22 protein-coding genes are annotated in these 22,193 nt (G+C 64.5%); 18 read left to right on the top strand and 4 right to left on the bottom strand.

From position 1 onward, the window contains the following. Positions 1–91 precede the first annotated feature (91 nt). Entirely contained in the window at positions 92–1,084 is a 993-nt protein-coding gene (gene galE / locus U0023_RS16680) for a UDP-glucose 4-epimerase GalE (protein ID WP_009489360.1), read from the bottom strand. A 248-nt stretch (positions 1,085–1,332) separates the two neighbouring features. Here galE and U0023_RS16675 point away from each other — a divergent pair, with 248 nt between their 5' ends. Next, positions 1,333–1,638: a hypothetical protein gene (locus U0023_RS16675; protein WP_009489359.1), complete on the top strand. Its 306-nt coding sequence runs from the start codon at positions 1,333–1,335 to the stop codon at positions 1,636–1,638. A 41-nt stretch (positions 1,639–1,679) separates the two neighbouring features. On the opposite strand, the gene msuE is transcribed toward U0023_RS16675, so the two are convergent. Continuing rightward, positions 1,680–2,264, bottom strand: a complete 585-nt coding sequence (msuE, locus tag U0023_RS16670; RefSeq protein ID WP_009489358.1) for an FMN reductase — start codon at positions 2,262–2,264, stop codon at positions 1,680–1,682. 376 nt (positions 2,265–2,640) lie between these two features. Between msuE and U0023_RS16665 the strand changes: the two genes are divergently transcribed. Both U0023_RS16665 and U0023_RS16660 read left to right on the top strand, forming a co-directional pair. Beyond that, complete coding sequence (locus U0023_RS16665; RefSeq protein WP_009489356.1) at positions 2,641–4,014, top strand: pyridoxal-phosphate dependent enzyme; 1,374 nt, start codon at positions 2,641–2,643, stop codon at positions 4,012–4,014. Continuing rightward, positions 4,014–5,174, top strand: a complete 1,161-nt coding sequence (locus tag U0023_RS16660) for a cystathionine gamma-synthase (protein WP_009489354.1) — start codon at positions 4,014–4,016, stop codon at positions 5,172–5,174. Before U0023_RS16665 ends, U0023_RS16660 begins: the two co-directional genes overlap by 1 nt. 127 nt (positions 5,175–5,301) lie before the next feature. Here the strand turns inward: U0023_RS16660 and hutC are convergent, their stop codons facing one another. Both hutC and U0023_RS16650 read right to left on the bottom strand, forming a co-directional pair. Further along, positions 5,302–6,006: a histidine utilization repressor gene (hutC, locus tag U0023_RS16655; protein WP_040637985.1), complete on the bottom strand. Its 705-nt coding sequence runs from the start codon at positions 6,004–6,006 to the stop codon at positions 5,302–5,304. Between the two features lie 17 nt (positions 6,007–6,023). Continuing rightward, positions 6,024–7,382 (bottom strand): formimidoylglutamate deiminase, encoded by a 1,359-nt coding sequence (locus tag U0023_RS16650; RefSeq protein WP_009489351.1) that lies wholly within the window; start codon positions 7,380–7,382, stop codon positions 6,024–6,026. Positions 7,383–7,532: 150 nt separating this feature from the next. Between U0023_RS16650 and hutI the strand changes: the two genes are divergently transcribed. The 15 genes from hutI to U0023_RS16575 all read left to right on the top strand — a co-directional run bounded on the left by hutI (position 7,533) and on the right by U0023_RS16575 (position 22,128). Then, the gene (gene hutI / locus U0023_RS16645; protein WP_009489349.1) at positions 7,533–8,735 is read left to right on the top strand and encodes an imidazolonepropionase; all 1,203 of its coding nucleotides are present in this window, start codon (positions 7,533–7,535) and stop codon (positions 8,733–8,735) included. Next, a complete protein-coding gene (hutH, locus tag U0023_RS16640) occupies positions 8,732–10,282 on the top strand; it encodes a histidine ammonia-lyase (RefSeq protein WP_009489347.1) in 1,551 nt (516 codons plus the stop codon). Before hutI ends, hutH begins: the two co-directional genes overlap by 4 nt. Continuing rightward, on the top strand, positions 10,279–11,109 hold the full coding sequence (hutG, locus tag U0023_RS16635) for an N-formylglutamate deformylase (RefSeq protein WP_009489345.1): 831 nt from the start codon (positions 10,279–10,281) through the stop codon (positions 11,107–11,109). Before hutH ends, hutG begins: the two co-directional genes overlap by 4 nt. A gap of 16 nt (positions 11,110–11,125) precedes the next feature. Next, a complete protein-coding gene (hutU, locus tag U0023_RS16630) occupies positions 11,126–12,790 on the top strand; it encodes a urocanate hydratase (protein ID WP_009489343.1) in 1,665 nt (554 codons plus the stop codon). Continuing rightward, positions 12,790–13,368, top strand: coding sequence for a HutD/Ves family protein (locus U0023_RS16625; protein WP_009489341.1), 579 nt, complete (start codon positions 12,790–12,792; stop codon positions 13,366–13,368). Before hutU ends, U0023_RS16625 begins: the two co-directional genes overlap by 1 nt. A 396-nt stretch (positions 13,369–13,764) precedes the next feature. Then, entirely contained in the window at positions 13,765–14,706 is a 942-nt protein-coding gene (locus U0023_RS16620; protein ID WP_009489339.1) for an ABC transporter substrate-binding protein, read from the top strand. 105 nt (positions 14,707–14,811) lie between these two features. After that, positions 14,812–15,588 carry an ABC transporter permease gene (locus U0023_RS16615; RefSeq protein ID WP_040637983.1) on the top strand — a complete coding sequence of 259 codons (777 nt, stop codon included), beginning with the start codon at positions 14,812–14,814 and terminating at the stop codon, positions 15,586–15,588. Then, a complete protein-coding gene (locus U0023_RS16610) occupies positions 15,585–16,376 on the top strand; it encodes an ABC transporter ATP-binding protein (RefSeq protein ID WP_009489335.1) in 792 nt (263 codons plus the stop codon). The genes U0023_RS16615 and U0023_RS16610 overlap by 4 nt, the downstream gene beginning before the upstream one ends. 272 nt (positions 16,377–16,648) lie before the next feature. Beyond that, entirely contained in the window at positions 16,649–17,767 is a 1,119-nt protein-coding gene (locus tag U0023_RS16605; RefSeq protein ID WP_280940651.1) for a hypothetical protein, read from the top strand. 213 nt (positions 17,768–17,980) lie between these two features. Beyond that, positions 17,981–18,235 (top strand): hypothetical protein, encoded by a 255-nt coding sequence (locus U0023_RS16600; RefSeq protein ID WP_009489326.1) that lies wholly within the window; start codon positions 17,981–17,983, stop codon positions 18,233–18,235. A 129-nt stretch (positions 18,236–18,364) separates the two neighbouring features. Then, entirely contained in the window at positions 18,365–18,538 is a 174-nt protein-coding gene (locus tag U0023_RS16595) for a hypothetical protein (RefSeq protein WP_009489324.1), read from the top strand. A 179-nt stretch (positions 18,539–18,717) separates the two neighbouring features. Next, positions 18,718–20,499 (top strand): putative calcium-binding protein, encoded by a 1,782-nt coding sequence (locus U0023_RS16590; protein WP_009489322.1) that lies wholly within the window; start codon positions 18,718–18,720, stop codon positions 20,497–20,499. A gap of 12 nt (positions 20,500–20,511) precedes the next feature. Further along, positions 20,512–20,919, top strand: coding sequence for a hypothetical protein (locus U0023_RS16585; RefSeq protein ID WP_009489320.1), 408 nt, complete (start codon positions 20,512–20,514; stop codon positions 20,917–20,919). A 407-nt stretch (positions 20,920–21,326) separates the two neighbouring features. Further along, complete coding sequence (locus tag U0023_RS16580) at positions 21,327–21,725, top strand: hypothetical protein (protein WP_009489317.1); 399 nt, start codon at positions 21,327–21,329, stop codon at positions 21,723–21,725. Between the two features lies 1 nt (position 21,726). After that, on the top strand, positions 21,727–22,128 hold the full coding sequence (locus tag U0023_RS16575; protein WP_009489315.1) for a hypothetical protein: 402 nt from the start codon (positions 21,727–21,729) through the stop codon (positions 22,126–22,128). Positions 22,129–22,193: the final 65 nt, after the last annotated feature.

The raw sequence follows: 22,193 nt of genomic DNA, 5'->3' as shown, positions 1-22,193 counted from the left end.
AATGGCGCCGGGAATCGTCCCGGCGCGTGATGAGCATTTGAGGCAGAGGTTCTTAACTTGCCCTTATCGAGAGCCGGCAATCCACTGGACTTCAGAGCTTCAGGTTCCGCTCCCTGAGCATACTTTCCCAACGAAGGGAGTGATCCACGATCGTCGCGAGATCGTCATGCCGGGGTTCCCAGCCGAGCGTCGACCGGATGCGGGTCGAATCCGCCACGATGCTCACCGGATCGCCCGGCCGACGCGGTCCGATCCGCGCCTCGACCGGCTTGCCGGAGACCTTGCGCACGGTCTCGATGACCTCAGATACGGAATAGCCGTGCCCGTAGCCGCAATTCATGACGAGGCTCTCGCCGCCCTGGTCGAGATGGGTGAGCGCCTGCAGATGGGCCGCGATCAGGTCGCTCACATGGATGTAGTCGCGGATACAGGTGCCGTCCGGCGTCGGATAATCCGTGCCGTAGACCTCCATGTGAGAACGCATGCCAAGTGCCGTCTGCACGGCCACCTTGATCAGGTGAGTAGCGTTCGCCGTCGACTGGCCGTGACGCATCAGCGGATCGGCTCCCGCCACGTTGAAATAGCGCAGGACCACATAGCGCATGTCATGGGCTGCCGCGACATCGCGCAGCATGATTTCCGTCAGCTGCTTCGAACTGCCGTAAGGGGACAGAGGTCCCAGGCGAGCATTCTCGTCGATGGGTTTGTCGGAGGCGTCGCCGTACACGGCCGCCGTCGACGAGAACACGAACTTCTTGACACCGGCGGCAACAGCCGCCGCCATGAGAGAGCGGCTTTTGACGGTGTTGTTCAGGTAGTAGCCCAGCGGGTCGGAGACGGATTCCGGCACGATCAGCTTGGCGGCGAAGTGAGCAATCGCGTCGACCCGATAGTGTTGAAGCGTCCGGAGGACCAGCTCGAAATCACCCACATCGCCGACCACGAGGGGCACGCCTTCCGGAACCGACCAGCGGAACCCGGTCGAGAGATTGTCGAACACGATGGGATTGTGCCCGGCGTCCAGCAGGGCGAGCACCATGTGGCCGCCGATATATCCTGCTCCGCCTGTGACGAGAACGTTCATGAAATCTCCTGGAAGCCCAGCTCGATTGTCCACCATGCTGGCTTTATCAGTTCAAAGTTTCTAGATCGAGTTGATCCCGATGACAGGAAGGCTAGGGCATCGGGGGAAAAAGTGTATCGGGCATTTCGGTCACGCAACCTTTGCGCCATTCCAGACAATGCGCCGGTCAGAAGGACGAGTGACAGATCAAAGGTAGCTCCTACCGATGGACCTGATGCTCCGGCGGTGTGCGGGTGAGAGGGTGCAGAATGGACGATCGCAGGGAATATTGGTGGGTCAGCTATGAGGCCAGAATCCAGCCCGCCGAGGTCGATTTCGTCGGCGGCATCCCGGTGGGCTTCCGGTTCATCGGAATGGGCGGCAGCATTCCCGCCATGTCGGCCGAACTGATCGAGCGCCTGCCCGCCCCACCGGCACCCGTCATACGCCCTTCCGCGCCCCAGCCGGCTGCGGCCCAGCCGCAGCGGAGCGGATCCTGGCTCTGGTTCATCGGCATTCTTCTGCTGATCCTCGTCGCGCAGTGCTCAGGCCCGCTTTTCGACCTCATCAAGTGACCGGAAAGGACGGCGCGTCGTTTCGATCGGAGGGATCAACGTCATCGCACGGCCGCGAGCCGTACCGGCTCAGGGCTGCGGGTCTGCTCGAAGCGCTGGTTGAGCACGGCCGAGAGCTGCGCGGCTGCCGTTGAGGCCCGTTCGCGCACGGCGGAATCCACGAGCGTGCCGTCGATGAAGTTGCTCTCGCTCGCATAGACGGCGGTCGGGATGGTCAACGCCTCGAAGAAGCCGAAGAGCGGACGCAGGTAATGCTCGACCACCAGCGCATGCCGCAGCCCACCACCCGTGGCCGTCAGCAGGACGGGCACGTCCTTGAGGGCGTCGGGCTCGACGAGATCGAAGAGGTGCTTGAACAGGCCCGTATATGATCCCTTGAAGACCGGCGTTCCGACGATCAGGGCATCGGCGGTCTCGATATCCCGGAGGACGCGCGCGGCCTCAGGCGACACTTGCGCACGCGAGTAGGCGCCGCCGAGACCGGCCCCGATCTCCACCAGATCGTGGACGACGAACTCCACCGGCCTCGACCGCCCGACCTCGGCCCCGATGGCTTCGACGAGAGACCGTGTCTTGGAGGGACGGCGAAAGCTGCCGGCAATGCCGACGATCCGAGGGTGCGCCATGGAGGACCCTTTCTGGTGCGATGGGGGCAAGGCTTCGTTCCCGATGCGAGCCGGATCGTTCGGTCGCCCGCCTGCCGTGTCATGGAAGATACGGGAGGTTCTCCCGGTGAATCCGCTCTGTCAATTCGAATGTTCTTTTAAACGAACAGAAAAGAAGGATTTTCTCTTTTCCGGCCTAACGAGAGATTTCGGTTATCGGAGGCAGGTCGCATATGTCGTGCCTATCGAGAGCACCAAGTCCCTGGGACCAAAGGTGATGGATCGCCGTTGAGGAATGAGAACGGCAGGTGACAATCCGCCCGCGGGTCTATAAGGACAATCCTGTTTCACATCAAAAAAGAAACAAATAATCTATTCCACATCCGAAAGATGCAAAATGACTGCCCATGGTGCCCTGGACCTGATCGGCAAAACTCCCCTCGTTGAGGTGACCAGTCTGGACACCGGTCCATGCAAGCTCTTCCTCAAGCTTGAGAGCGCCAACCCGAGCGGCTCCATCAAGGACCGGCCCGCGCGCGCCATGATCGAGGCCGCGGAAGCCGACGGACGCCTGAAGCCGGGCGGCACCATCATCGAGGCGACGGCGGGCAATACCGGCGTCGGGCTGGCACTGGTGGGTGCCAGCAAGGGCTATCGGACGCTCCTCGTGGTGCCGGACAAGATGTCCCGCGAGAAGGTCCTGCACGCCAAGGCCCTGGGGGCCGAAGTCGTGATCACCCGTTCCGACGTGGGCAAGGGGCACCCGGACTACTACCAGGACCTCGCCCAGGCGATCACGAACAGGACGCCGGGCGCCGTCTACATCAACCAGTTCGAGAACCCCGCCAACCCGGCAGCCCATGAGGCGAGCACCGGGCCCGAGATCCTGGAAGGGATGAACGGCGACGTGGATGCCGTCGTGGTCGGCGTCGGCTCCGGCGGCACCCTGACGGGCATCGGGCGCTACCTCAGGAAGGCCTCCCCCAAGACCGTCATGGTGCTGGCCGATCCGGCCGGTTCGATCCTCGCCCCGCTCGTCGAGACGGGCGAGATGACCGAGGCCGGCTCCTGGGCCGTCGAAGGCATCGGCGAGGATTTCGTGCCGCCGAACTGCGACCTCTCGCTGGTCAAGAAGGCCTATTCGATCGGCGACAAGGAAAGCTTCTCGGCGGCGCGCGAGCTCCTGCGCCGGGAGGGCATCCTGGCAGGATCCTCGTCCGGCACTCTTCTGGCGGCGGCCCTGCGCTATTGCCGAGAGCAGACCGAACCGAAGCGGGTCGTGACCCTCGTCTGCGACACGGGCGCCAAGTACCTGTCGAAGGTGTTCAACGATGCCTTCATCGCGCAGGAGGGCTGGCTCGACCGCAAGACCACCGGCACCGCCCGCGACGTAGTGATCAATCCCTTCGGCGAAGGCGCGACCATCTTCGTCTCGCCGAACGAGACCTTGCGCTCCGCCTTCGCCCGCATGCGCTCCTCCGACGTCTCGCAACTGCCGGTGATCGAGGATGGCCGCGTGGTCGGCCTGATCGATGAGAGCGACATTCTGGATGCGCTCGTCGCCAACGAGAGCGCTCCCCAGGGCGTTTTCGACAAGCCGGTGCGTGACGTGATGGTGACGCGCCTTCGGACCATTTCAGCCGACGCTCCGGTCAAGGAGCTTCTGCCCCTCTTCGCCGCCGGCCTCGTTCCGGTGATCATGGATGGCGATTCCTTCGTCGGTCTCGCCACCCGCATCGACCTCATCAACTTCTTCCGGATCCATCCATAATGACGACCCGCAACCAGCTCGATTTCGCCACCCGCTGCATCCATGCGGGACAGTCGCCGGATCCCACCACGGGTGCGGTGATGATGCCGATCTACGCCACCTCGACCTTTGCGCAGGAGAGCCCCGGCGTTCACAAGGGCTTCGAATATGCCCGCTCGCAGAACCCGACCCGCATGGCCTTCGAGCGCTGCATCGCGGATCTGGAAGGCGGCAGCGCCGCCTTCGCCTTCTCGTCAGGCCTCGCGGCGAGCGCCACCGTGCTCGACATGCTGGACCACGGCTCCCACATCGTCGCTTCCGATGATCTCTACGGCGGCACCCGCCGCCTCTTCGAGCGCGTGCGCCGCAAGTCGGCCGGTCTCGACATCACCTATGTCGATCTCGGCAATCCCGACGCCGTGAAGGCGGCCCTGCGCCCCAACACCAAGCTCGTCTGGGTCGAGACGCCCACCAACCCGCTCCTGAAGCTCGCCGACCTCGAGGCGATCGCTGCCGCGACCCGCGGGCACGGCACCTGGCTCGTGGCCGACAACACCTTCGCCAGCCCTTGGGTGCAGCGCCCGCTGGAATTCGGCTTCGATATCGTGGTGCATTCCACGACGAAATACCTCAACGGCCATTCCGACATGGTCGGTGGCGTCGTGATCGTCGGGCAGAACCAGGAGATCCGCGAGAAGATCGCCTTCCTGCAGAACGCGGTCGGCTCCGTCTCGGGACCCTTCGACAGCTTCCTGGCCCTGCGCGGCCTCAAGACCCTGTCGCTGCGCATGGAGCGGCACTGCACCTCGGCGCTCAAGATCGCCCAGTTCCTCGAATCCCATCCGGGCGTCGACGGCGTGATCTATCCGGGCCTCGCCTCGCATCCGCAGCATGAGCTGGCCAAGCGCCAGATGCGCGGCTTCGGCGGCATCATCACCGCCCGCATCGCCGGTGGCCTCGACGGCGCGACGCGCTTCCTGGAACGCTGCCAGCTCTTCACGCTGGCGGAGAGCCTGGGTGGCGTGGAAAGCCTGATCGAGCATCCGGCGATCATGACCCACGCGTCGGTGCCGGCGGAAGTCCGCGCCGAGCTCGGTATCGACGACGGCCTCGTGCGCCTGTCCGTCGGCATTGAGGATGCGGACGATCTCATCGACGATCTGCGTTCCGCTTTGGCCTGAGGAACGGGTTCCCTCCTCGTCATCGCCGGGCTTGTCCCGGTGATCTCGATCCCTTGAAACGCCGAGGCTCACCGTATCGGAATAGCCGAGACGAGCCCGGCCATGACGTGGTGGGGGCGGTTTGCCCTCACGCCACCGGAGAGAAGCGGCCCACGAGCTGGTGACGGTCGCCGGGATAGGTGATGCGTGCCTCGGTCACGAAGGCGCCGGCCTGCCAGGTCCGTCGTTCGAGGACGAGACAGGCCGTTCCCGACTGGATTCGCAGCCGCTTCGCCATCGTGCCGTCCGCGTTGACGGCGCGCACGATGTGCTCCGCGTCCGTCCACGGCACGCGCCGCAGAAGCCATGTGCCCGGCGGATCTTCCGTGAAGGGCTCCTCACCGGCTTCGGGCACCGTGGCGAGGTTGATCAGGCGCTGCTCGAACGCCTGCGGCACGTCATCCATGATGTGAAGCGTCGAGAGGCAGAGCATCTTCGTGCCCGCCGGCAGGCCGATCCGTTGCGCCGCGGCCGCGTCGATCGGTTCAACGGCACGATGCAGGATCTTGAAGTGATAGTCGATGCCGGCGCGGGCCGCCTCGAGGGCGAAGTCCTGGATCTGGAGCACGGCCTGCTGGCTGCTCGGCTCGGCCACCACCGTGCCGGCGCGTCGGCGACGGGTGATAAGGCCATTGGCCGCGAGCGTCGACAGCACCTTGTTCACGGTCATGCGCGAGCAACCGTACTCGGTCATCAGCTCGTGCTCGAAGGGAATGCGGTGGCCCGGAGGCCACTCGCCCGACATGATCTTGGCCTCGATATCGTCGCGGATGCGCTGATGCAGATGTTTCATGCCGGACGACATTTCTCTCAAAGCAGGATGCGCGCCATGGCGTGCAAATAGCGGGCGCGGATCGCCTCGCGGTTGACGTGCCGCCCATTCCTTACCACGGCCTCGCCCGCCACGAACACCGTATCGATGGCGGCTTTGCCCGCGACGAACACGTAAGAATCGATCCAGCGGTCACCCGAGACGGCGGCGAGGTCCGGATGGGCCGCATCGAGCACCACGAGATCGGCGCGATGCCCAGCCTCGATGGTGCCGATGCGGCGGCCGAGCGCCTGCGCGCCGCCGGCCAGCGCCCTGTCATAGAGGCTGCGCCCGGTCGACTGCCCCTCGTGCTCGGCCAGGACGTTGCGGGCACGATGCTTGAGGCGCTGGCTGTACTCGAACTGCTTGAGTTCCGCGGGCGCGGAAATCTCGATGTTGGAATCGGAGCCGACCCCGAAACGGCCTCCGACCGCAAGGTAATCGGCCCCCTCGAAGATCCCGTCGCCGAGATTGGCCTCGGTGATCGGGCAGAGACCCGCCACCGCGTGGCTCGACGCGATGCCTTTGACCTCCCGCGTATCGAGATGGGTCGCATGGATCAGGCACCAGCGACGATCCACGGGCACATGATCGAGCAGCCATGCGACGGGACGCTGACCGGACCAGGCAAGGCAATCCTCGACCTCCTTCACCTGCTCGGCAATGTGGATGTGGACCGGCCCCTCGCCTGCCATTGCAATCACCTCGCGAAGGCTTTCGGTCGTGACCGCGCGCAGGCTGTGCGGCGCGATCCCGACGACCGCATCGTCCAGACCCGCCATGGCCTTTCTCGCCCCTTCGAGAAGACGGGCGTAGCTCTCGACGTCGTTGACGAAGCGCCTCTGTCCTTCCGTCGGCGCCGCGCCGCCGAAGCCGCCCTGCGCATAGAAAACCGGCAGAAGCGTCAGACCCATGCCGGTTTCATGGGCGGCAGCCGCGATGCGGCCGGAGAGTTCCGCGATATCGGCATAGGGGCGACCGTCGGCATCGTGGTGCAGGTAATGGAACTCGGCGAGCGCCGTGAAGCCGCCTTCCAGCATTTCCATCATGGCGAAGGCAGCGATGGCCTCCACGTCGTCGGGCGTGAGCGAACCGAGGAAGCGGTACATCACCTGCCGCCAGGTCCAGAAGCTGTCACCGACCGGGCCGCGGGTCTCGGCGAGCCCCGCCATGCCGCGCTGGAAGGTGTGGCTGTGCAGGTTCGGCAAGCCGGGAAGCGCAATCCCGCCGACACGCTCGCGCCCCTCGGAAGCGGCCTTCGGGTGGATGGCGGCGATCGTCCCGCCCTCGATGTCGACCCCGACATCGTCCGCCCAGCCATCCGGCAGCAGGGCGCGATCGAGAATGAGCCTGCGCATGCTGTTACCTTCCCTGTCCATCACCCGGAGACACAGCCGCCAAAAAGCCATGCCGACGCCGGACCATCGAAACCTGTCGAATACGTCTAGACATTATCGCCATTTCACGATTATGTATAGACATTATCGCAACCTATCCGGAGCAGGAACATGCGCTTCGATCGGGTCTGGTTCAACGCTCGCCTTGCGACCCTCAAGGGCGACGGTCTCGGGACCGTCGAGAGCGGAGCCGTTGCCGCCAAGGATGGCCGGATTGCCTTCGTGGGACCGGAAAACGATCTCTCGAACGGCTGGGAGGCGGCCGAGCGGATCGACTGCCAAGGCCGTTGGATCACTCCTGGGCTCGTGGACTGCCATACCCATCTGGTGTTCGGCGGCGACCGGGCGCATGAATTCGAGCTGCGCCTGAACGGCGCCAGCTACGAGGAGATCGCCCGGGCGGGTGGCGGCATCGTGTCCACCGTGAAGGCGACGCGTGCGGCGAGCGAGGACGAACTCGTGGCGAGCGCCCTGCCCCGCCTCGATCACCTGATCGCCGAGGGCTGCACGACCATCGAGATCAAGTCCGGCTACGGCCTCGATCTGGAGACGGAAGCGCGGTCCTTAAGGGTTGCGCGCCGCCTCGCAGAGGAACGCCCGGCCTCCGTCGTCACGACATTCCTGGGCGCCCACGCCCTGCCGCCGGAGGCGAACGGCGACAAGGACGCCTTCATCGACAAGGTGTGCCGCGAGATGCTGCCGGCCCTCGCCCGCGAAGGACTGGCCGATGCGGTCGATGCGTTCTGCGAGGGCATCGCGTTCTCGCCCGAGCAGACCGCGCGCGTGTTCGACGCTGCCAAGGCGCATGGCTTGAGGGTCAAGCTGCACGCCGACCAGCTCTCCAACCTGCACGGCGCGAAGCTCGCCGCAGAATACGGTGCGCTCTCCGCCGACCATCTCGAATACACGGACGAGGACGGCGCCGCCGCGATGGCGAAGGCCGGCACGGTCGCCGTGCTCCTGCCGGGCGCCTTCTACATGCTGCGCGAGACGAAGCTGCCGCCGGTCGCCGCCTTCCGCCGGCACGGTACCCGCATGGCGCTGGCGACCGACTGCAATCCCGGCACCTCGCCTCTCACCTCGCTCCTGCTCACCATGAACATGGGCGCAACCCTGTTCCGCATGACGGTCGAGGAATGCATCGCGGGCGTCACCCGCGAGGCCGCTCGTGCGCTTGGGCACCTCGACGAGATCGGCACGCTGGAAACCGGCAAGTCGTGCGATCTCGCGATCTGGAACATCGAGCGCCCGGCTGAGCTCGTCTACCGCATCGGCTTCAACCCGCTTCACGCCCGCATCTGGAGGGGACAGTGACTCAAGACGTAACGCTTCAACCCGGCTCCGTCGCACTCGCCGATTGGCGGCGCGTCTATTTCGGCGCGCAGGTCGCGCTCGATCAGGATTGCCGCTCCACCATCGAGTCGGGCGCCAGGACCATCGAGGCCATCGTGGCCAAGGGCGAACCGGTCTATGGCGTCAACACCGGCTTCGGCAAACTCGCGAGCGTGCGCATCGGCTCCGGCGATCTCGCGACGCTCCAGCGCAATATCGTGCTCTCGCACGCGGCCGGCGTCGGCGATCCGCTGCCGGTGGCGGTGGTGCGTCTCGTCATGGCGCTCAAGCTCGCGAGCCTCGCCCAAGGAGCGTCGGGCGTGCGCTGGTCCACCATCGAGCACCTGACGGCATGCCTGAAGGCGAACCTCGTTCCCGTTATTCCGGGACAGGGATCGGTCGGCGCCTCGGGCGATCTCGCGCCGCTGGCCCACATGACGGCGGCCCTCATGGGGGTCGGCGAGTTCTTCGTCGACGGACGCCGCGTGCCGGCGGAAGCGGCGCTTGCGCAGGCAGGGCTCGCGTCGCTCGCGCTCGGCCCGAAGGAAGGCCTCGCGCTTCTCAACGGCACGCAGGTCTCGACGGCGCTCGCCCTGGCGGGATTGTTCGAAGCCGAGCGCGTGTTCCAGGCGGCCCTCGTCACGGGCGCGCTCGCCACCGATGCCGCCAAGGGATCCGATGGCCCCTTCGATGAGCGCATCCAGAAGCTGCGGCGCCATCGCGGCCAGATCGAGGTGGCCGCCACCTTGCGCGCCCTGATGCAGGGCAGCGCCATCCGCGCCTCGCATCTCACCAACGACGACCGCGTGCAGGATCCCTATTGCCTGCGCTGCCAGCCGCAGGTGATGGGCGCGGTGCTCGACCTGCTGCGCCAGGCGGGCGAGACGCTCGGCACGGAAGCGAACGGCGTGTCCGACAACCCGCTCGTCTTTTCGGAAACCGGAGAGGTCATCTCCGGCGGCAACTTCCACGCGGAGCCGGTGGCTTTTGCCGCCGACATGATCGCCATGGCACTGTGCGAGATCGGCTCGCTGGCCGAGCGGCGCATCGCCATGCTGGTCGATCCGGCCCTGTCGGGCCTGCCCGCCTTCCTGACGCCGAAGCCAGGGCTCAATTCCGGCTTCATGATCCCGCAGGTCACGGCGGCCGCTCTCGTGTCCGAGAACAAGCAGCGCGCTTATCCGGCGAGCGTCGATTCGATCCCGACCTCCGCCAACCAGGAGGACCACGTGTCCATGGCGACCCATGGCGCGAGGCGGCTCCTGCCCATGGCGGCGAACGCCGCCAACGTGATCGGCATCGAGCTGCTGGCCGCGGTCCAGGGCTGCGACTTCCACGCGCCCATGGCATCGAGCGAGCGCTTGGAGCGCGCCCGCGCGCTGCTGCGCATGAGCGTTCCGCATCTCGACGATGACCGGCACATGGCGCCCGACATGGAACAGGCCACGGCCCTCGTCGCGTCCGGCGCCCTCGCGGAGGCCGCCGGCGCCGACGTCCTGCCCTTCGTGACGAACGAGGCACGGGCATGAGCGCGCATCCAGACTGGCTCACGGTGTCCCGCGGCGACGCGCCGCTCGTGGTGAGCCTGCCGCATACGGGCACGGAGATTCCCGACGCCTACGCACGCGGCCTCGTCTCGCCCTGGCTCGCGCGCAAGGATGCGGATTGGTGGATCGATCGGCTCTACGACTTCGCTCCCGATCTCGGCGCCACCGTGATCCGCACCGCGATCTCGCGCACGGTGATCGACGTGAACCGCGATCCGTCCGGCGTCTCGCTCTATCCAGGACAGGCGACGACGGAACTATGCCCGACAACGACCTTCGACGGCGAGCCGCTCTATCAGCCGGGCGCCGAGCCGACGGCTGATGAGATCGCCGAGCGCCGCGCCCGATTCTTCGATCCCTACCATGCCGCCCTTCGCGCCGAGATCGAGCGCCTGCGGGCGCAGCATGACAGCATCGTCGTCTACGACTGCCACTCGATCCGCTCGGTGATCCCGCGCCTGTTCGACGGCACCCTGCCCCATTTCAACATCGGCACCAATGGCGGCGCCTCCTGCGCGCCGTCCTTGAGCGAGGCCATCGAGAGCATCTGCGTGGAGAGCGGCTTGAGCCACGTGCTGAACGGCCGCTTCAAGGGCGGCTACATCACGCGCAGCCTCGGCCGGCCCGCCGAGGGCGTGCACGCCGTTCAGATGGAGCTTGCCTGCCGCGGCTACATGCACGAGCCGCTCGGCCCCGTCCCCGAGGGCGAATGGCCGAGCGCCTATGACGCGGCTTATGCCGCGCCCATGCGCGCGACGCTTACCCGCATCCTGCAGACCTGCCTCGCCTTCGACCCATCCAAAGCCTGACCCGAGGATCCGTCCCATGACCCGCATCGACAACGCCCGCGTGATCCGCGCCGCCCACGGCACCGAATTGTCGGCCAAGAGCTGGCTGACCGAAGCGCCCCTGCGCATGCTGATGAACAATCTCGATCCCGATGTCGCCGAGAGGCCGGGCGAGCTCGTCGTCTATGGCGGCATCGGCCGTGCCGCGCGCGATTGGGACAGCTTCGATCGCATCGTCGCCGCGCTGAAGAATCTCGAGGCCGACGAGACGCTCCTCGTGCAGTCGGGCAAGCCGGTCGGCGTGTTCCGCACCCATGCGGATGCCCCGCGCGTGCTGATCGCCAATTCCAACCTCGTGCCGCACTGGGCCACCTGGGACAAGTTCCATGAGCTCGATCGCAAGGGGCTCATGATGTACGGCCAGATGACGGCCGGCTCCTGGATCTATATCGGCACGCAGGGCATCGTTCAGGGCACCTACGAGACCTTCGTGGAAGTGGGCCGCCAGCATTACAACGGCGATCTCTCCGGCCGCTGGATCCTCACCGGCGGCCTCGGCGGCATGGGCGGCGCGCAGCCGCTCGCCGCCACCATGGCGGGCGCCTCGTGCCTCGCCGTCGAATGTCAGCCGAGCCGCATCGAGATGCGCCTGCGCACCGGCTATCTCGACCGCCGCGCCGACACTCTCGACGAGGCGCTCGCCATCATCGAGCAATCCTGCCGCGACAGGAAGCCGGTCTCCGTCGGCCTTCTCGGCAATGCCGCCGAGATCTTCCCGGAGATCTACCGGCGCGGCATCCGTCCCGATGCGGTGACGGACCAGACCTCGGCTCACGACCCGATCAACGGATACCTGCCGAAAGGCTGGACGCTCGCCGAGTGGGAAGCCAAGCGCGAGAGCGATCCGAAGGCCGTGGAGCACGCCGCCAAACAGTCCATGGCCGAGCACGTGCGCGCCATGCTCGACTTCTACAAGGCGGGCGTTCCGACCCTGGATTACGGCAACAACATCCGTCAGATGGCGAAGGAAGAAGGCGTCGACAACGCGTTCGACTTCCCGGGCTTCGTCCCGGCCTATATCCGGCCGCTCTTCTGCCGCGGCATCGGGCCGTTCCGCTGGGCCGCGCTCTCGGGCGATCCCGAAGACATCTACAAGACCGACGCCAAGGTGAAGGAGCTGCTGCCGGACAACAAGCACCTGCATAACTGGCTCGACATGGCGAAGGAGCGCATCAAGTTCCAGGGCCTGCCGGCGCGCATCTGCTGGGTCGGCCTGGGCGACCGCCACCGCCTCGGCCTCGCCTTCAACGAGATGGTCGCCAAGGGCGAGCTGAAGGCCCCCATCGTAATCGGCCGCGACCACCTCGATTCCGGCTCGGTGGCGAGCCCCAACCGGGAAACGGAGGCCATGAAGGACGGCTCGGACGCCGTGTCCGACTGGCCGCTCCTCAACGCCCTGCTCAACTGCGCATCCGGCGCCACCTGGGTGTCGCTGCACCATGGCGGCGGCGTCGGCATGGGCTTCTCGCAGCATTCCGGCATGGTGATCGTCTGCGACGGCACGCCGGAAGCCGCCAAGCGCATCGAGCGCGTGCTCTGGAACGATCCGGCGACCGGCGTGATGCGCCATGCGGATGCGGGCTACGACATCGCCATCGACTGCGCCCGCGAGCACGGCCTCAACCTGCCGAGTCTTCGGTGATGCAGGCGCGCGTCATCCGCAACCACGACCTCATCCGGGTTCCCTGGAAGAACGGCGGCGGCACCACCGCGGAGGTCGCCGCCTTTCCGGAAGGCGCGACCTTCGAGACCTTCGGCTGGCGCGTCAGCATGGCCGACGTTGCCTCGGACGGTCCCTTCTCTCTCTTCCCGGGGATCGACCGCACGCTGATCGTGGTCGAGGGCGACGGCATCGAGCTCGATGTGGAAGGCATCGCCTACACTTTGGACAGCGCGTCTCCCAAGCTCTCCTTCTCGGGCGACGACATCACCACCGGACATCTTCTCTCCGGGCCGATCCGCGATCTCAACGTGATGACCCGGTGCGGACGGTTCCGGCACCGGACGCGCTTCGTCGAATCCGGCGTGGCGCTGCTGGCGGAGGAGACGACCGTCGCGTTCCTCGTCCCGCTCGACGGCCCCTTCGACGTGACGCTCGATTCGACGATCCATTCGCTTGAAGCACTCGACACGCTGATGCTGGACGCCATGCAGGAGCTGATCCTTTTGTCCGGCACCGGCCGTGCGGTCCTCATCGAGCTCATGCCGGATCACTCCTGAAAGTCTGGATCGTGAAGCGATGCTGGAGCTCTCCTCCCCCTTGTGGGGAGGAGGTGGAGGCGGGTGTGTGAGCGCATCGCTGGTCCAGTTCAGCGCCGGCACCCCTACCCTTAACCCCTCCCCACAAGGGGGAGGGAAAGGCGCGCGAGCCTTTATGAGCAGTCTCTCAGAATGAGCGTTCCGAGACAGCATTGTTCCCGGCCGGACGTTAAGCAGCGCAACTTTTAACGCGGAATGCCCAAAACAACGGCACGTCGAAATGTCTATACATTTGACATTGACGCTCCGTCATGGTGCCATTCGCCCGCTCGCACAGGAGCGCCGGCGGAGACGCAAGAACTTCCAGGAAAACGGCCGGCGGAACGAGCCAGGGAATTGGACAGGACGGAGGCAGCAATGAAGGCGGTATTGAGTGGTTTGGCCGTGTTGGCACTGGCGGCGGGTTCCGCCTCGGCGCAGGAGACGAAGGTGGCCATCGGCATCTCGGGCTGGACGGGCTTCGCGCCCCTGACGCTCGCGAAGGAGGCCGGCATCTTCAAGAAGAACGGCCTTGACGTCACGATCAAGAAGGTCCCGCAGGCAAGCCGCCACCTCGCCATCCAGTCCGGCGACATCCAATGCGCGGCCACGACCGTCGAGACCTGGATCGTGTGGAATGCCAACGGCGTCCCCACCAAGCAGATCTTCCAGCTCGACAAGAGCTACGGCGCGGACGGCATGGTCGTGAAGAACGACATCGCATCGATCAAGGATATCAAGGGCAAGCAGGTTGCGGCTTCCGCGCCCGGTACGTCGCCCTATTTCGCGCTCTCCTGGATGCTCAAGAAGAACGGTCTTTCCGTGAAGGACGTGACCGTCGTCAACATGGAGCCGGGCCCTGCCGCCCAGGCCTTCATCGCCGGGCAGAACGACGCGGCCATGACCTACGAGCCGTATCTCTCTTCCGTGCGCGCCGCGCCGCAAGCCGGCAAGATCATCGCCACGACGCTCGATTATCCCATGGTGATGGACACCTTCGGCTGCACGCCGAAATTCCTCGCCGACAATCCGAAGGCCGCCAAGGCCTTTGCCGACAGCTATTTCGAAGCCCTCGACATGATCGCCAAGGATCAGGCAAAGGCCTACGACATCATGGGCGCTGACGTGAAGCAGACCGGCGAGGCCTTCGGCAAGTCGGCCCAGTTCCTGCGCTGGCAGGACCGTGAGGCGAACAAAAAGTTCTTCGCGAACGAGTTCAAGACGTTCTCGGCGGAAGCCGCCGACCTGCTGCTCGAGACCGGCATCATCAAGCAGAAGCCGGACATGGATGCGCTGGCGGATACCAGCTTCATCCAGTAACGCCGTTGCCGTGGCCCTTGCCTGCGCGGAAGCGGGCAAGGGCCTCATCTTTTCCTCGAGAACACCATCCGGCACATGACAGCCGAATGGCAGAACAGATCCTCCATGCCTCGTCCACTTGAACCCGTCAGCCAGGGCACGCGCATCACGCTCGGCATCTCCTTCTTCGTCCTCTTCTTCGCAGCCTGGGCCTTCGCGACGCTGGGCGGCTTCGTCTCGCGCACGTTCCTCGCCGATCCGATCACCATGGTGCAGGACGGCTGGCTGCTGCTCACGCGGTTCGGCTTCCTGAACGATATCGGCGTCACGGTCTGGCGCGTGGTCGGCGGCTTCGTTCTTGCCGCCCTCGTGGCGGTGCCGCTCGGCATCATGATGGGCGCCTACAAGTCCTTCGAGGCGTTTCTCGAACCCTTCGTGTCCTTCGCCCGCTACCTGCCGGCCTCCGCCTTCGTGCCGCTTCTCATCCTCTGGGCCGGCATCGGCGAGATGCAGAAGCTGCTGGTGATCTTCATCGGCTCCGTCTTCCAGATCATCCTGATGGTGGCGGTGGCCGTCGGCAACACGCGCCGCGATCTCGTCGAGGCCGCCTATACGCTGGGCTCCAAGGATCGAGGCGTGGTCAAGCGCGTGCTCATCCCCGCCAATGCGCCGGAGATCGCCGAGATCCTGCGCCTCGTGCTCGGCTGGGCCTGGACCTACGTGATCGTCGCGGAGCTCATCGGCTCCTCGTCGGGCATCGGCCACATGATCATCGACAGCCAGGCGCTCCTCGCGACGGGTCAGATGATCTTCGGCATCATCGTCATCGGCATCATCGGCCTCATCTCAGACTTCCTGTTCAAGGCCCTCAACCGTTCGCTGTTCCCGTGGAGGCTCGCATGACCGGCACGATCCTCCAGATCGAGAACGTCTCGCGGGTCTTCCCCGGCGTGCGCGGCGGCGCGCCCGTGCGGGCGCTGGAGCCCACGAGCCTGCAGGTGGCGCAGAACGACTTCATCACCATTCTCGGGCCTTCAGGCTGCGGAAAATCCACGCTCCTGCGCATCGTGGCGGGGCTTGATCGCCCGAGCGGCGGGCGCGTGATGCTCAACGGCCGCGAGATCAAGGGCCCGGGCGCCGACCGGGGCATGGTGTTTCAGTCCTACACGCTTTTCCCCTGGCTCACGATCGCCGAGAACATCGCCTACGGGCTGCGCGAGAAGGGCATGCCGAAGGCGGAGCGCCAGGAGATCGTCGCATCCTATACCGAGAAGGTCGGTCTGCGCGGCTTCGAGCACCATTATCCGAAACAGCTTTCGGGCGGTATGCAGCAGCGCACGGCCATCGCCCGCGCGCTCGCCAACGATCCCGACATCCTGCTCCTCGACGAACCCTTCGGCGCCCTCGACAACCAGACCCGCGGCCTGATGCAGGAACTGCTGCTCGGCATCTGGGAGCGCGAACGGAAGACCGTTCTGTTCGTGACCCACGACATCGAGGAAGCGATCTTCCTGGCCTCCCGCGTCATCGTCATGTCGGCCCGCCCCGGACGGATCAAGGCGGACATCCCCGTCGACCTGCCGCATCCCCGCCATTACAGGATGAAGACCACGCCGGAGTTCTCAAGCCTGAAGGCCCAACTGACCGAGGAAATCCGCGTCGAGGCGATGCAGGCGGAAGGGGTGCATTGAGGCAGGCAGGGCCGTGCGAAGTCCCGCTCGCGTGCGGGCGGCGGCTTTCGCTTCCGAAGAGACTGAGCATCAATGATCCGGCCCACCCCTCGTAAGCAACCTTATGGGCCGTCGCACCGCAGGCGGCCCGTTCGCATCGTCTTGGCCCCGCGACACGGGCTATAAAGGCTCGCTTCGCGCAAGCGAGGTGGTATTTGCCGTACTCTTCCGGGTGAATTGACGCTTCACTCCCCTTCGGGCGACGCTTTGTGTCTCCGAAGTGGGAAGGCACGATGCTCAGACGCCTGTTAGCCGGAACCATCCTGATTGCCAGCGGCAGCATGCCTGCCATGGCGGATATCCTCATCGATCAAGCCATGATCACCGCCGGCGAGTTGCGTGTCGTCGGGCGATTGAGCAAGCCGCGTCAGATATCGATTTTCCTCGACGAGCGCTTCGAGACGAAGGCCGATGCCAACGGCCGGTTCACCTTCCGGATTCCCTATCATCCCGCCTCATGCATCGTGAATCTTCAGGCGGAGAACGAGGAACGGCAGGCGGTTGTGGGCTTCTGCGGACAGCGGGGCCCGGAAGGATCGGGCGCGGCCCCGCAGGACGCGGCTGCTGCCCCGGCGCAGACCGGACCTGCAGGCCCGCCCGGGCCGCAAGGAGAGCCCGGTCGCGACGGCGCGCCGGGACCGCAGGGCCCTGAAGGCCCTCCGGGCCCGCAAGGAACGGCCGGATTGCCGGGCCCGCGCGGCGAGCCTGGCCCAGCCGGCCCGATGGGGCCGCAAGGCCCCGCCGGGCCTCCAGGACCGCCTGGGACTGCCGAGGCACAAGCAGCCCCGGGAGGGCAGCCGGGACCGGCCGGCCCGATCGGCCCCGAGGGCCCGGCGGGGCCGCCCGGGCCACAAGGCCCGCAAGGTCTGGCGGGCTATCAGGGCCCACAGGGCCCTCAAGGAACGCCAGGGCCGCGCGGCGAGCCTGGACCGGCCGGACCGCCGGGGCCTGTCGGAGCCGCAGGTCCCGTAGGAGCCGTCGGTCCCGCCGGACCTCCGGGCCCTCAGGGCATCGCCGGAGAGATCGGCCCCATCGGCCCACCCGGACCTGTCGGGCCGATCGGCCCAGCGGGCCTGACGGGTCCCGCAGGACCTCCCGGGCCTGTCGGCCCGGAGGGAAAGATGGGCCCCGAGGGCAAGCCGGGTCTCGCCGGCACGATCCTGAGGGTCTTTGTACAGGAATGCGCGACCCAGGGCCGGTGCATGGCGCGCTGCAACGAGGATGAGTATCCGGTCAATGGCACCTGCAGCCGGGGCGACCGTTTCGACATGGATGAAACCGGCGTCTATTGCTTCTCTACGAGTGATGGTTCGAAGACGATGATCGCCCGGGCGATCTGCGCGAGGAAATGAAGGGCAGCGGATCGCAGCCGCTTGCAACGGATGGCCTGGTGAGGCGGCTGAAAGGCGTCGTTGGAAAGTTTCCTAAACCGCCGTTGCGCAAAGGTGGTAGCGGGCCGAAAGATTTCCGTGACTTAGCTCCCATCGCCAGGATTAACTCCAAAGAGATACGGAACGAATACCTCTCCCATTACCTATCTGGTTAACAGGTGCAGGGAGACTTGCATGACGCCGAACCAGGTTGAACGTGTCGCGCGGGCATTCTACGCGACCGAGCATTCAGGCGATTGGGACGAGGCTCCCCCGACTCTGCAGGAAGAGTTCAGAGGACTGGCGCGCACCGCGATCTCTCTCGTGCAACGGCAGACCGCTCATGGCCTATCATCTCTGATAGCGGCCGAAGCCTCGGATGCCGCCAGCAGAACGGGCATCGCCGAACAACGATGGCGATACTCCCGTGTGACGGACCGTTGGGACTGAAGGCTGCTCCTCTCGATTGGGCCTCTTGCGTAAGCAGGCAATGCCCCCTACCCCACTTCGCACGATGACGTGCTACGATCATCGCGAGCAACCACGCCATGAACCTAAGGCTCACGCGAAGAAAGAGCGATGACACAGGACCTGACGAAGACCCATCTCGACTGGCGCCAGCTGCCGCTTATCATCGTCACGGGGCTTGTGATCGGGGGCCTGTTCGGCCAGATCGGCGCGGCCTTGGCGCAGTACGAGTATAGCAAACTCGACAATCTGAAGCTGCACAGAGCCGCGAAGAGAGCGGGATAGGGATGCAGCGCCGCACGCCCTCGAACCATCGTGAGCGATACCGATGGGCCTGGAACTCGGTGACGTTAGGGTAATTACTGGCCATCAAAAACTGCAACGTAATTACTAGACGGATCCCGGAGATAATGACTATAGGTTGCGTCTAAGAATATATCCCGTCTTATGGTCGACGCCTTCCTATGTCAGCTCGGTTTACCCCCTCGGTTTCATTCACTCCCGGCACGCCTGGCGATGATGTCTTCACCGCCACGGAGGGGGATATCGAGGGCAATGTGCTCGACGGCCTTGGCGGCAACGACACCCTGCAGTTGCTTGGCGGCGGCACGTTCGACCTGACCCGGCTACAAGTGTTTTCCAGCATCGAGACCATCCAGGGTTCGGGCGAGCACGACACGATCATCCTGAATGCCGAGCAGGCGGCGGGTGTCGTCACCTTCAATGGCGGGGCCAATCCCGCCTCGCACTGGGACGAACTGCAACTCATCGGCAGCGCGTTCGATTTCACGGCCAAGACCCTGATCGGGATAGACCGGATCTCCCTGCAGACCGACGGCGCCGTACTGACCGTGGGGAATGCCAATACTGCGCTCCTGGCTTCGGGCATCGCGAGCCAGAACGACAGGCTCGTGGCGACGGGTGTCACGTTCACGGCCGCCGAGATCCGGCTCCTGCATCGGCAGGGCATCGATACCGTCATGGACGCGGCAGGGACGCACACCAACCTGGCCCCGGTCACGGAGCACCTCAACGGCGATCACTTCGAGGCCGAGGCCGGCGAGCGGGTGTTCGTCGACGAGGGCCGGGATGCGGTGCTGTCCGAGGATGACGGGCTGCTGACCCTGCTGAAGGTAGAGGCGCCGGTCGGGCTATCGGCGCCCGGCAAGCTGCGGATCGATCTCTCCGGCAATGTGGCGCTGGAATCCGGCTATGCCTCCGGCAGCACTCTGCGGGTCGGCGGCCTCGACATCGGCATGCTGTGGGATGCCTCGGATTCAGGCCTGAGCGTCATCTTCAACGCCAATGCGACCCCGGCCCGCGTGCAGGAGATCCTGCGTGCCCTGACCTACACCATGGCCGATCAGGTGCCGGAGACGAGCGTTCAGCAGCAGATCGTCATCACGCTGACGGACGAGGGCGGCCGGCGTTCGACCTCCACCGTGAGGATCGACCAGACCGTTCAAGTCGAACCGCCGCAACTGCTCCTCAGCCACGCGGCCGTGCCGGAGCTGTCGCTCGCCGGCACGCTGGTCGGCCTGCTGACCGCCAAAGCGCCCGGGTTGAGCGGCTTTTCCTATCAGCTTCTCGACAGCGCCGGAGGGCGCTTCGTTCTCGACGGCGACCGGCTGCTGGTCGCCCCCGGAGCCAAGCTCGACTTCGAGAGCCATGCCGCGCACCAGGTGAAGGTGCGGGCCACCGCCGACGACGGCACGGTGATCGACCACAGCTTCACCATTGCGGTCGAGGACGTGTGGGACGAAACACTCGTCTGGTCGGACGGGTCGGTCGCGGGCACGGACGGCAACGACACCCTGATCGGCACCCGCGGGCGCGACAAGCTCTCGGGCGGCCTCGGCGACGACGTGCTCTACGGCAGGCAGGGGCATGACAGCCTGACGGGCGGAGACGGCAAGGACACCTTCGTGTTCGACACCAAGCCCAGCGCGTCCACGAACGTGGACCGGATCACCGACTTCAGTGTGCCGGACGACAGCATCTTCCTCGACAACGCCGTCTTCAAGGCGTTGGGGTCGAAAGGCTCGTTCACGAAGCCCTCAAAGCTTAGTCCGTCCAAGTTCTGGAAGGGCGCGAAAGCGCACGATGGAAATGACCGGCTGATCTACAATCCGAAGACCGGCGTGCTGTCCTACGATCCCGACGGCACCGGCAAGGCTGCTGCGGTGAAGATCGCCGTGCTATCGAAGAAGCTGGCGCTCAGCGCCAAGGACTTCTTCGTGATCTAGGAGGGGTTGAGCATGACGATTGTGATGACTTTCCGAACCGTTCTCGCGGTCCTCATCTGCGCTCCCCTGATTGCATTCGCGGGTGGCCTTGCGTTCGTCTTTTGGAACGTTGGGTCTTGCAGCAATCTTCAGAAGATTGACACCTCAGAAGACGCTCTCGAATTTGGCAAGTATTGGCTACGTCGGGATGAACGGTTCTGGCGCGCCAAAGGCGTCAAGTCCCTGACTGACCTTAACTTAGAGCTTGAAAAAGTAGGCTGCTGCACTGTCGAGGAAATCGTTCCATCGGAGAATGATGGACGTATGTGGTCTACGGCATTGCGACTCGGTAAGGCCAGCAACGATCTTGAGCGATATGAGGTTCAGTTTACTTCATGTCGATACGAAATTCTCACCAAGATCACGCATGAGGAGCACTGAAATGCACGTGTCCCTCACCCGAGTTATCATAGGGATAACATTTGCATGCTGGATTGCGCTGCTTGCTTATGGCTGGTGGGTGATCACGTGGCGGCCGAGTCCCTGTGAAGACAGCGTGAAGATCACCACAGAGGCCGACGCGTTTGAATTCGGCAAATACTTCCTTCGTCACGATGCCTGGTTTTGGAGAGACACGTTCCAATCCGTTCGGGACCCGGATCGGGAATTGCGGAAGGAGAAGTGCTGCTCCGTTCAGCGCGTCGATCCTCAAGACAATGAAGGCAGGGAATGGAATGTCGCCCTGAGGTTCACGTCTCCCAGAGGGGACTACGAATACGGGTACAGCGTCCAATTCACGTCCTGCCGATACGACATCGTTACCGATCGTTGGACCGAACGGCTCTAGCATGCAAAATCATACCAAAACCGCGCTCACGATCCTTGTCTGCGCTCCGCTGATCGCCCTGGCAGGGTATCTTACGGTCTTCTTCTGGCTTATGTCACCATGCGAGGCCAGTGCCATCAGCACGGAAATCGATGCTGTCGAATTCAGCAAATACTGGCTACGAAGAGATGATTCATTATGGCGCGCCGATGGTATTCAGTCTCTCACCAATCTGAACCAAGCTCTGGAGAAGAACGACTGCTGCGTGGCTCGCGCGATTAATCCAGAGGCAAACGATGAGCGAGAATGGGTCTCGACTGTGAAGTTGGTTCGGTCAGGCGAAATCGTTGGTCTTTATGAAGTTGCATTCACTTCCTGCAGAAGCAAAGTCCGGACTAAAATCGTGCGCAGAGGGAACTGAGATGCAGATAAAACTCAGGCACGTGATTATTGGTCTTACATGTGTGGCTTGGATTACCGCTCTTGCTTTCGCGTGGTTCGCCCTGAAATATGATCCATCTTGCATCGGCAGCGACAAGATCATGAGAGAGGCCGACGCACTCGAATTCGGAAAATATTATCTTCGTCGCCATCGCTCCATTTGGGAGGATGAACTTCACTCCGTTGCGGAACTCGATCAGATGCTGCAGACACCAGGTTGCTGCAATGTTTCTCGGATCAATCCTGACGAAAACAATGGCCGCGAATGGTTTGTTTCACTGAAAGTTGCGAAGCCGCCGGGGCGATATTTCTACTTCTATGATGTCCAGTTCACGTCATGCCGATACCGGATCGAGGAAGACGGTCTTTCCGTGAGAGAATGACGTAAATATTTATCAACCACAGCAACGATCACAGAAATACGTACGGCGCCAAAGCTGCGTCCGGT

Origin of the sequence: Microvirga lotononidis (assembly GCF_034627025.1) — a bacterium.
In the GTDB taxonomy this organism is placed as follows: domain Bacteria; phylum Pseudomonadota; class Alphaproteobacteria; order Rhizobiales; family Beijerinckiaceae; genus Microvirga; species Microvirga lotononidis.
The sequence above is the reverse complement of the archived record's forward strand: the minus strand, read 5'-3'. Positions and strand labels throughout refer to the sequence as shown.

Coding starts and splice junctions, on each gene's coding strand:
- galE (WP_009489360.1), bottom strand. CDS start 1,084: ATGAACGTTCTCGTCACAGGCGGAGCAGGATATATCGGCGGCCACATG.
- U0023_RS16675 (WP_009489359.1), top strand. CDS start 1,333: ATGGACGATCGCAGGGAATATTGGTGGGTCAGCTATGAGGCCAGAATC.
- msuE (WP_009489358.1), bottom strand. CDS start 2,264: ATGGCGCACCCTCGGATCGTCGGCATTGCCGGCAGCTTTCGCCGTCCC.
- U0023_RS16665 (WP_009489356.1), top strand. CDS start 2,641: ATGACTGCCCATGGTGCCCTGGACCTGATCGGCAAAACTCCCCTCGTT.
- U0023_RS16660 (WP_009489354.1), top strand. CDS start 4,014: ATGACGACCCGCAACCAGCTCGATTTCGCCACCCGCTGCATCCATGCG.
- hutC (WP_040637985.1), bottom strand. CDS start 6,006: ATGAAACATCTGCATCAGCGCATCCGCGACGATATCGAGGCCAAGATC.
- U0023_RS16650 (WP_009489351.1), bottom strand. CDS start 7,382: ATGCGCAGGCTCATTCTCGATCGCGCCCTGCTGCCGGATGGCTGGGCG.
- hutI (WP_009489349.1), top strand. CDS start 7,533: ATGCGCTTCGATCGGGTCTGGTTCAACGCTCGCCTTGCGACCCTCAAG.
- hutG (WP_009489345.1), top strand. CDS start 10,279: ATGAGCGCGCATCCAGACTGGCTCACGGTGTCCCGCGGCGACGCGCCG.
- hutU (WP_009489343.1), top strand. CDS start 11,126: ATGACCCGCATCGACAACGCCCGCGTGATCCGCGCCGCCCACGGCACC.
- U0023_RS16625 (WP_009489341.1), top strand. CDS start 12,790: ATGCAGGCGCGCGTCATCCGCAACCACGACCTCATCCGGGTTCCCTGG.
- U0023_RS16620 (WP_009489339.1), top strand. CDS start 13,765: ATGAAGGCGGTATTGAGTGGTTTGGCCGTGTTGGCACTGGCGGCGGGT.
- U0023_RS16615 (WP_040637983.1), top strand. CDS start 14,812: ATGCCTCGTCCACTTGAACCCGTCAGCCAGGGCACGCGCATCACGCTC.
- U0023_RS16610 (WP_009489335.1), top strand. CDS start 15,585: ATGACCGGCACGATCCTCCAGATCGAGAACGTCTCGCGGGTCTTCCCC.
- U0023_RS16605 (WP_280940651.1), top strand. CDS start 16,649: ATGCTCAGACGCCTGTTAGCCGGAACCATCCTGATTGCCAGCGGCAGC.
- U0023_RS16600 (WP_009489326.1), top strand. CDS start 17,981: ATGACGCCGAACCAGGTTGAACGTGTCGCGCGGGCATTCTACGCGACC.
- U0023_RS16595 (WP_009489324.1), top strand. CDS start 18,365: ATGACACAGGACCTGACGAAGACCCATCTCGACTGGCGCCAGCTGCCG.
- U0023_RS16590 (WP_009489322.1), top strand. CDS start 18,718: ATGTCAGCTCGGTTTACCCCCTCGGTTTCATTCACTCCCGGCACGCCT.
- U0023_RS16585 (WP_009489320.1), top strand. CDS start 20,512: ATGACGATTGTGATGACTTTCCGAACCGTTCTCGCGGTCCTCATCTGC.
- U0023_RS16580 (WP_009489317.1), top strand. CDS start 21,327: ATGCAAAATCATACCAAAACCGCGCTCACGATCCTTGTCTGCGCTCCG.
- U0023_RS16575 (WP_009489315.1), top strand. CDS start 21,727: ATGCAGATAAAACTCAGGCACGTGATTATTGGTCTTACATGTGTGGCT.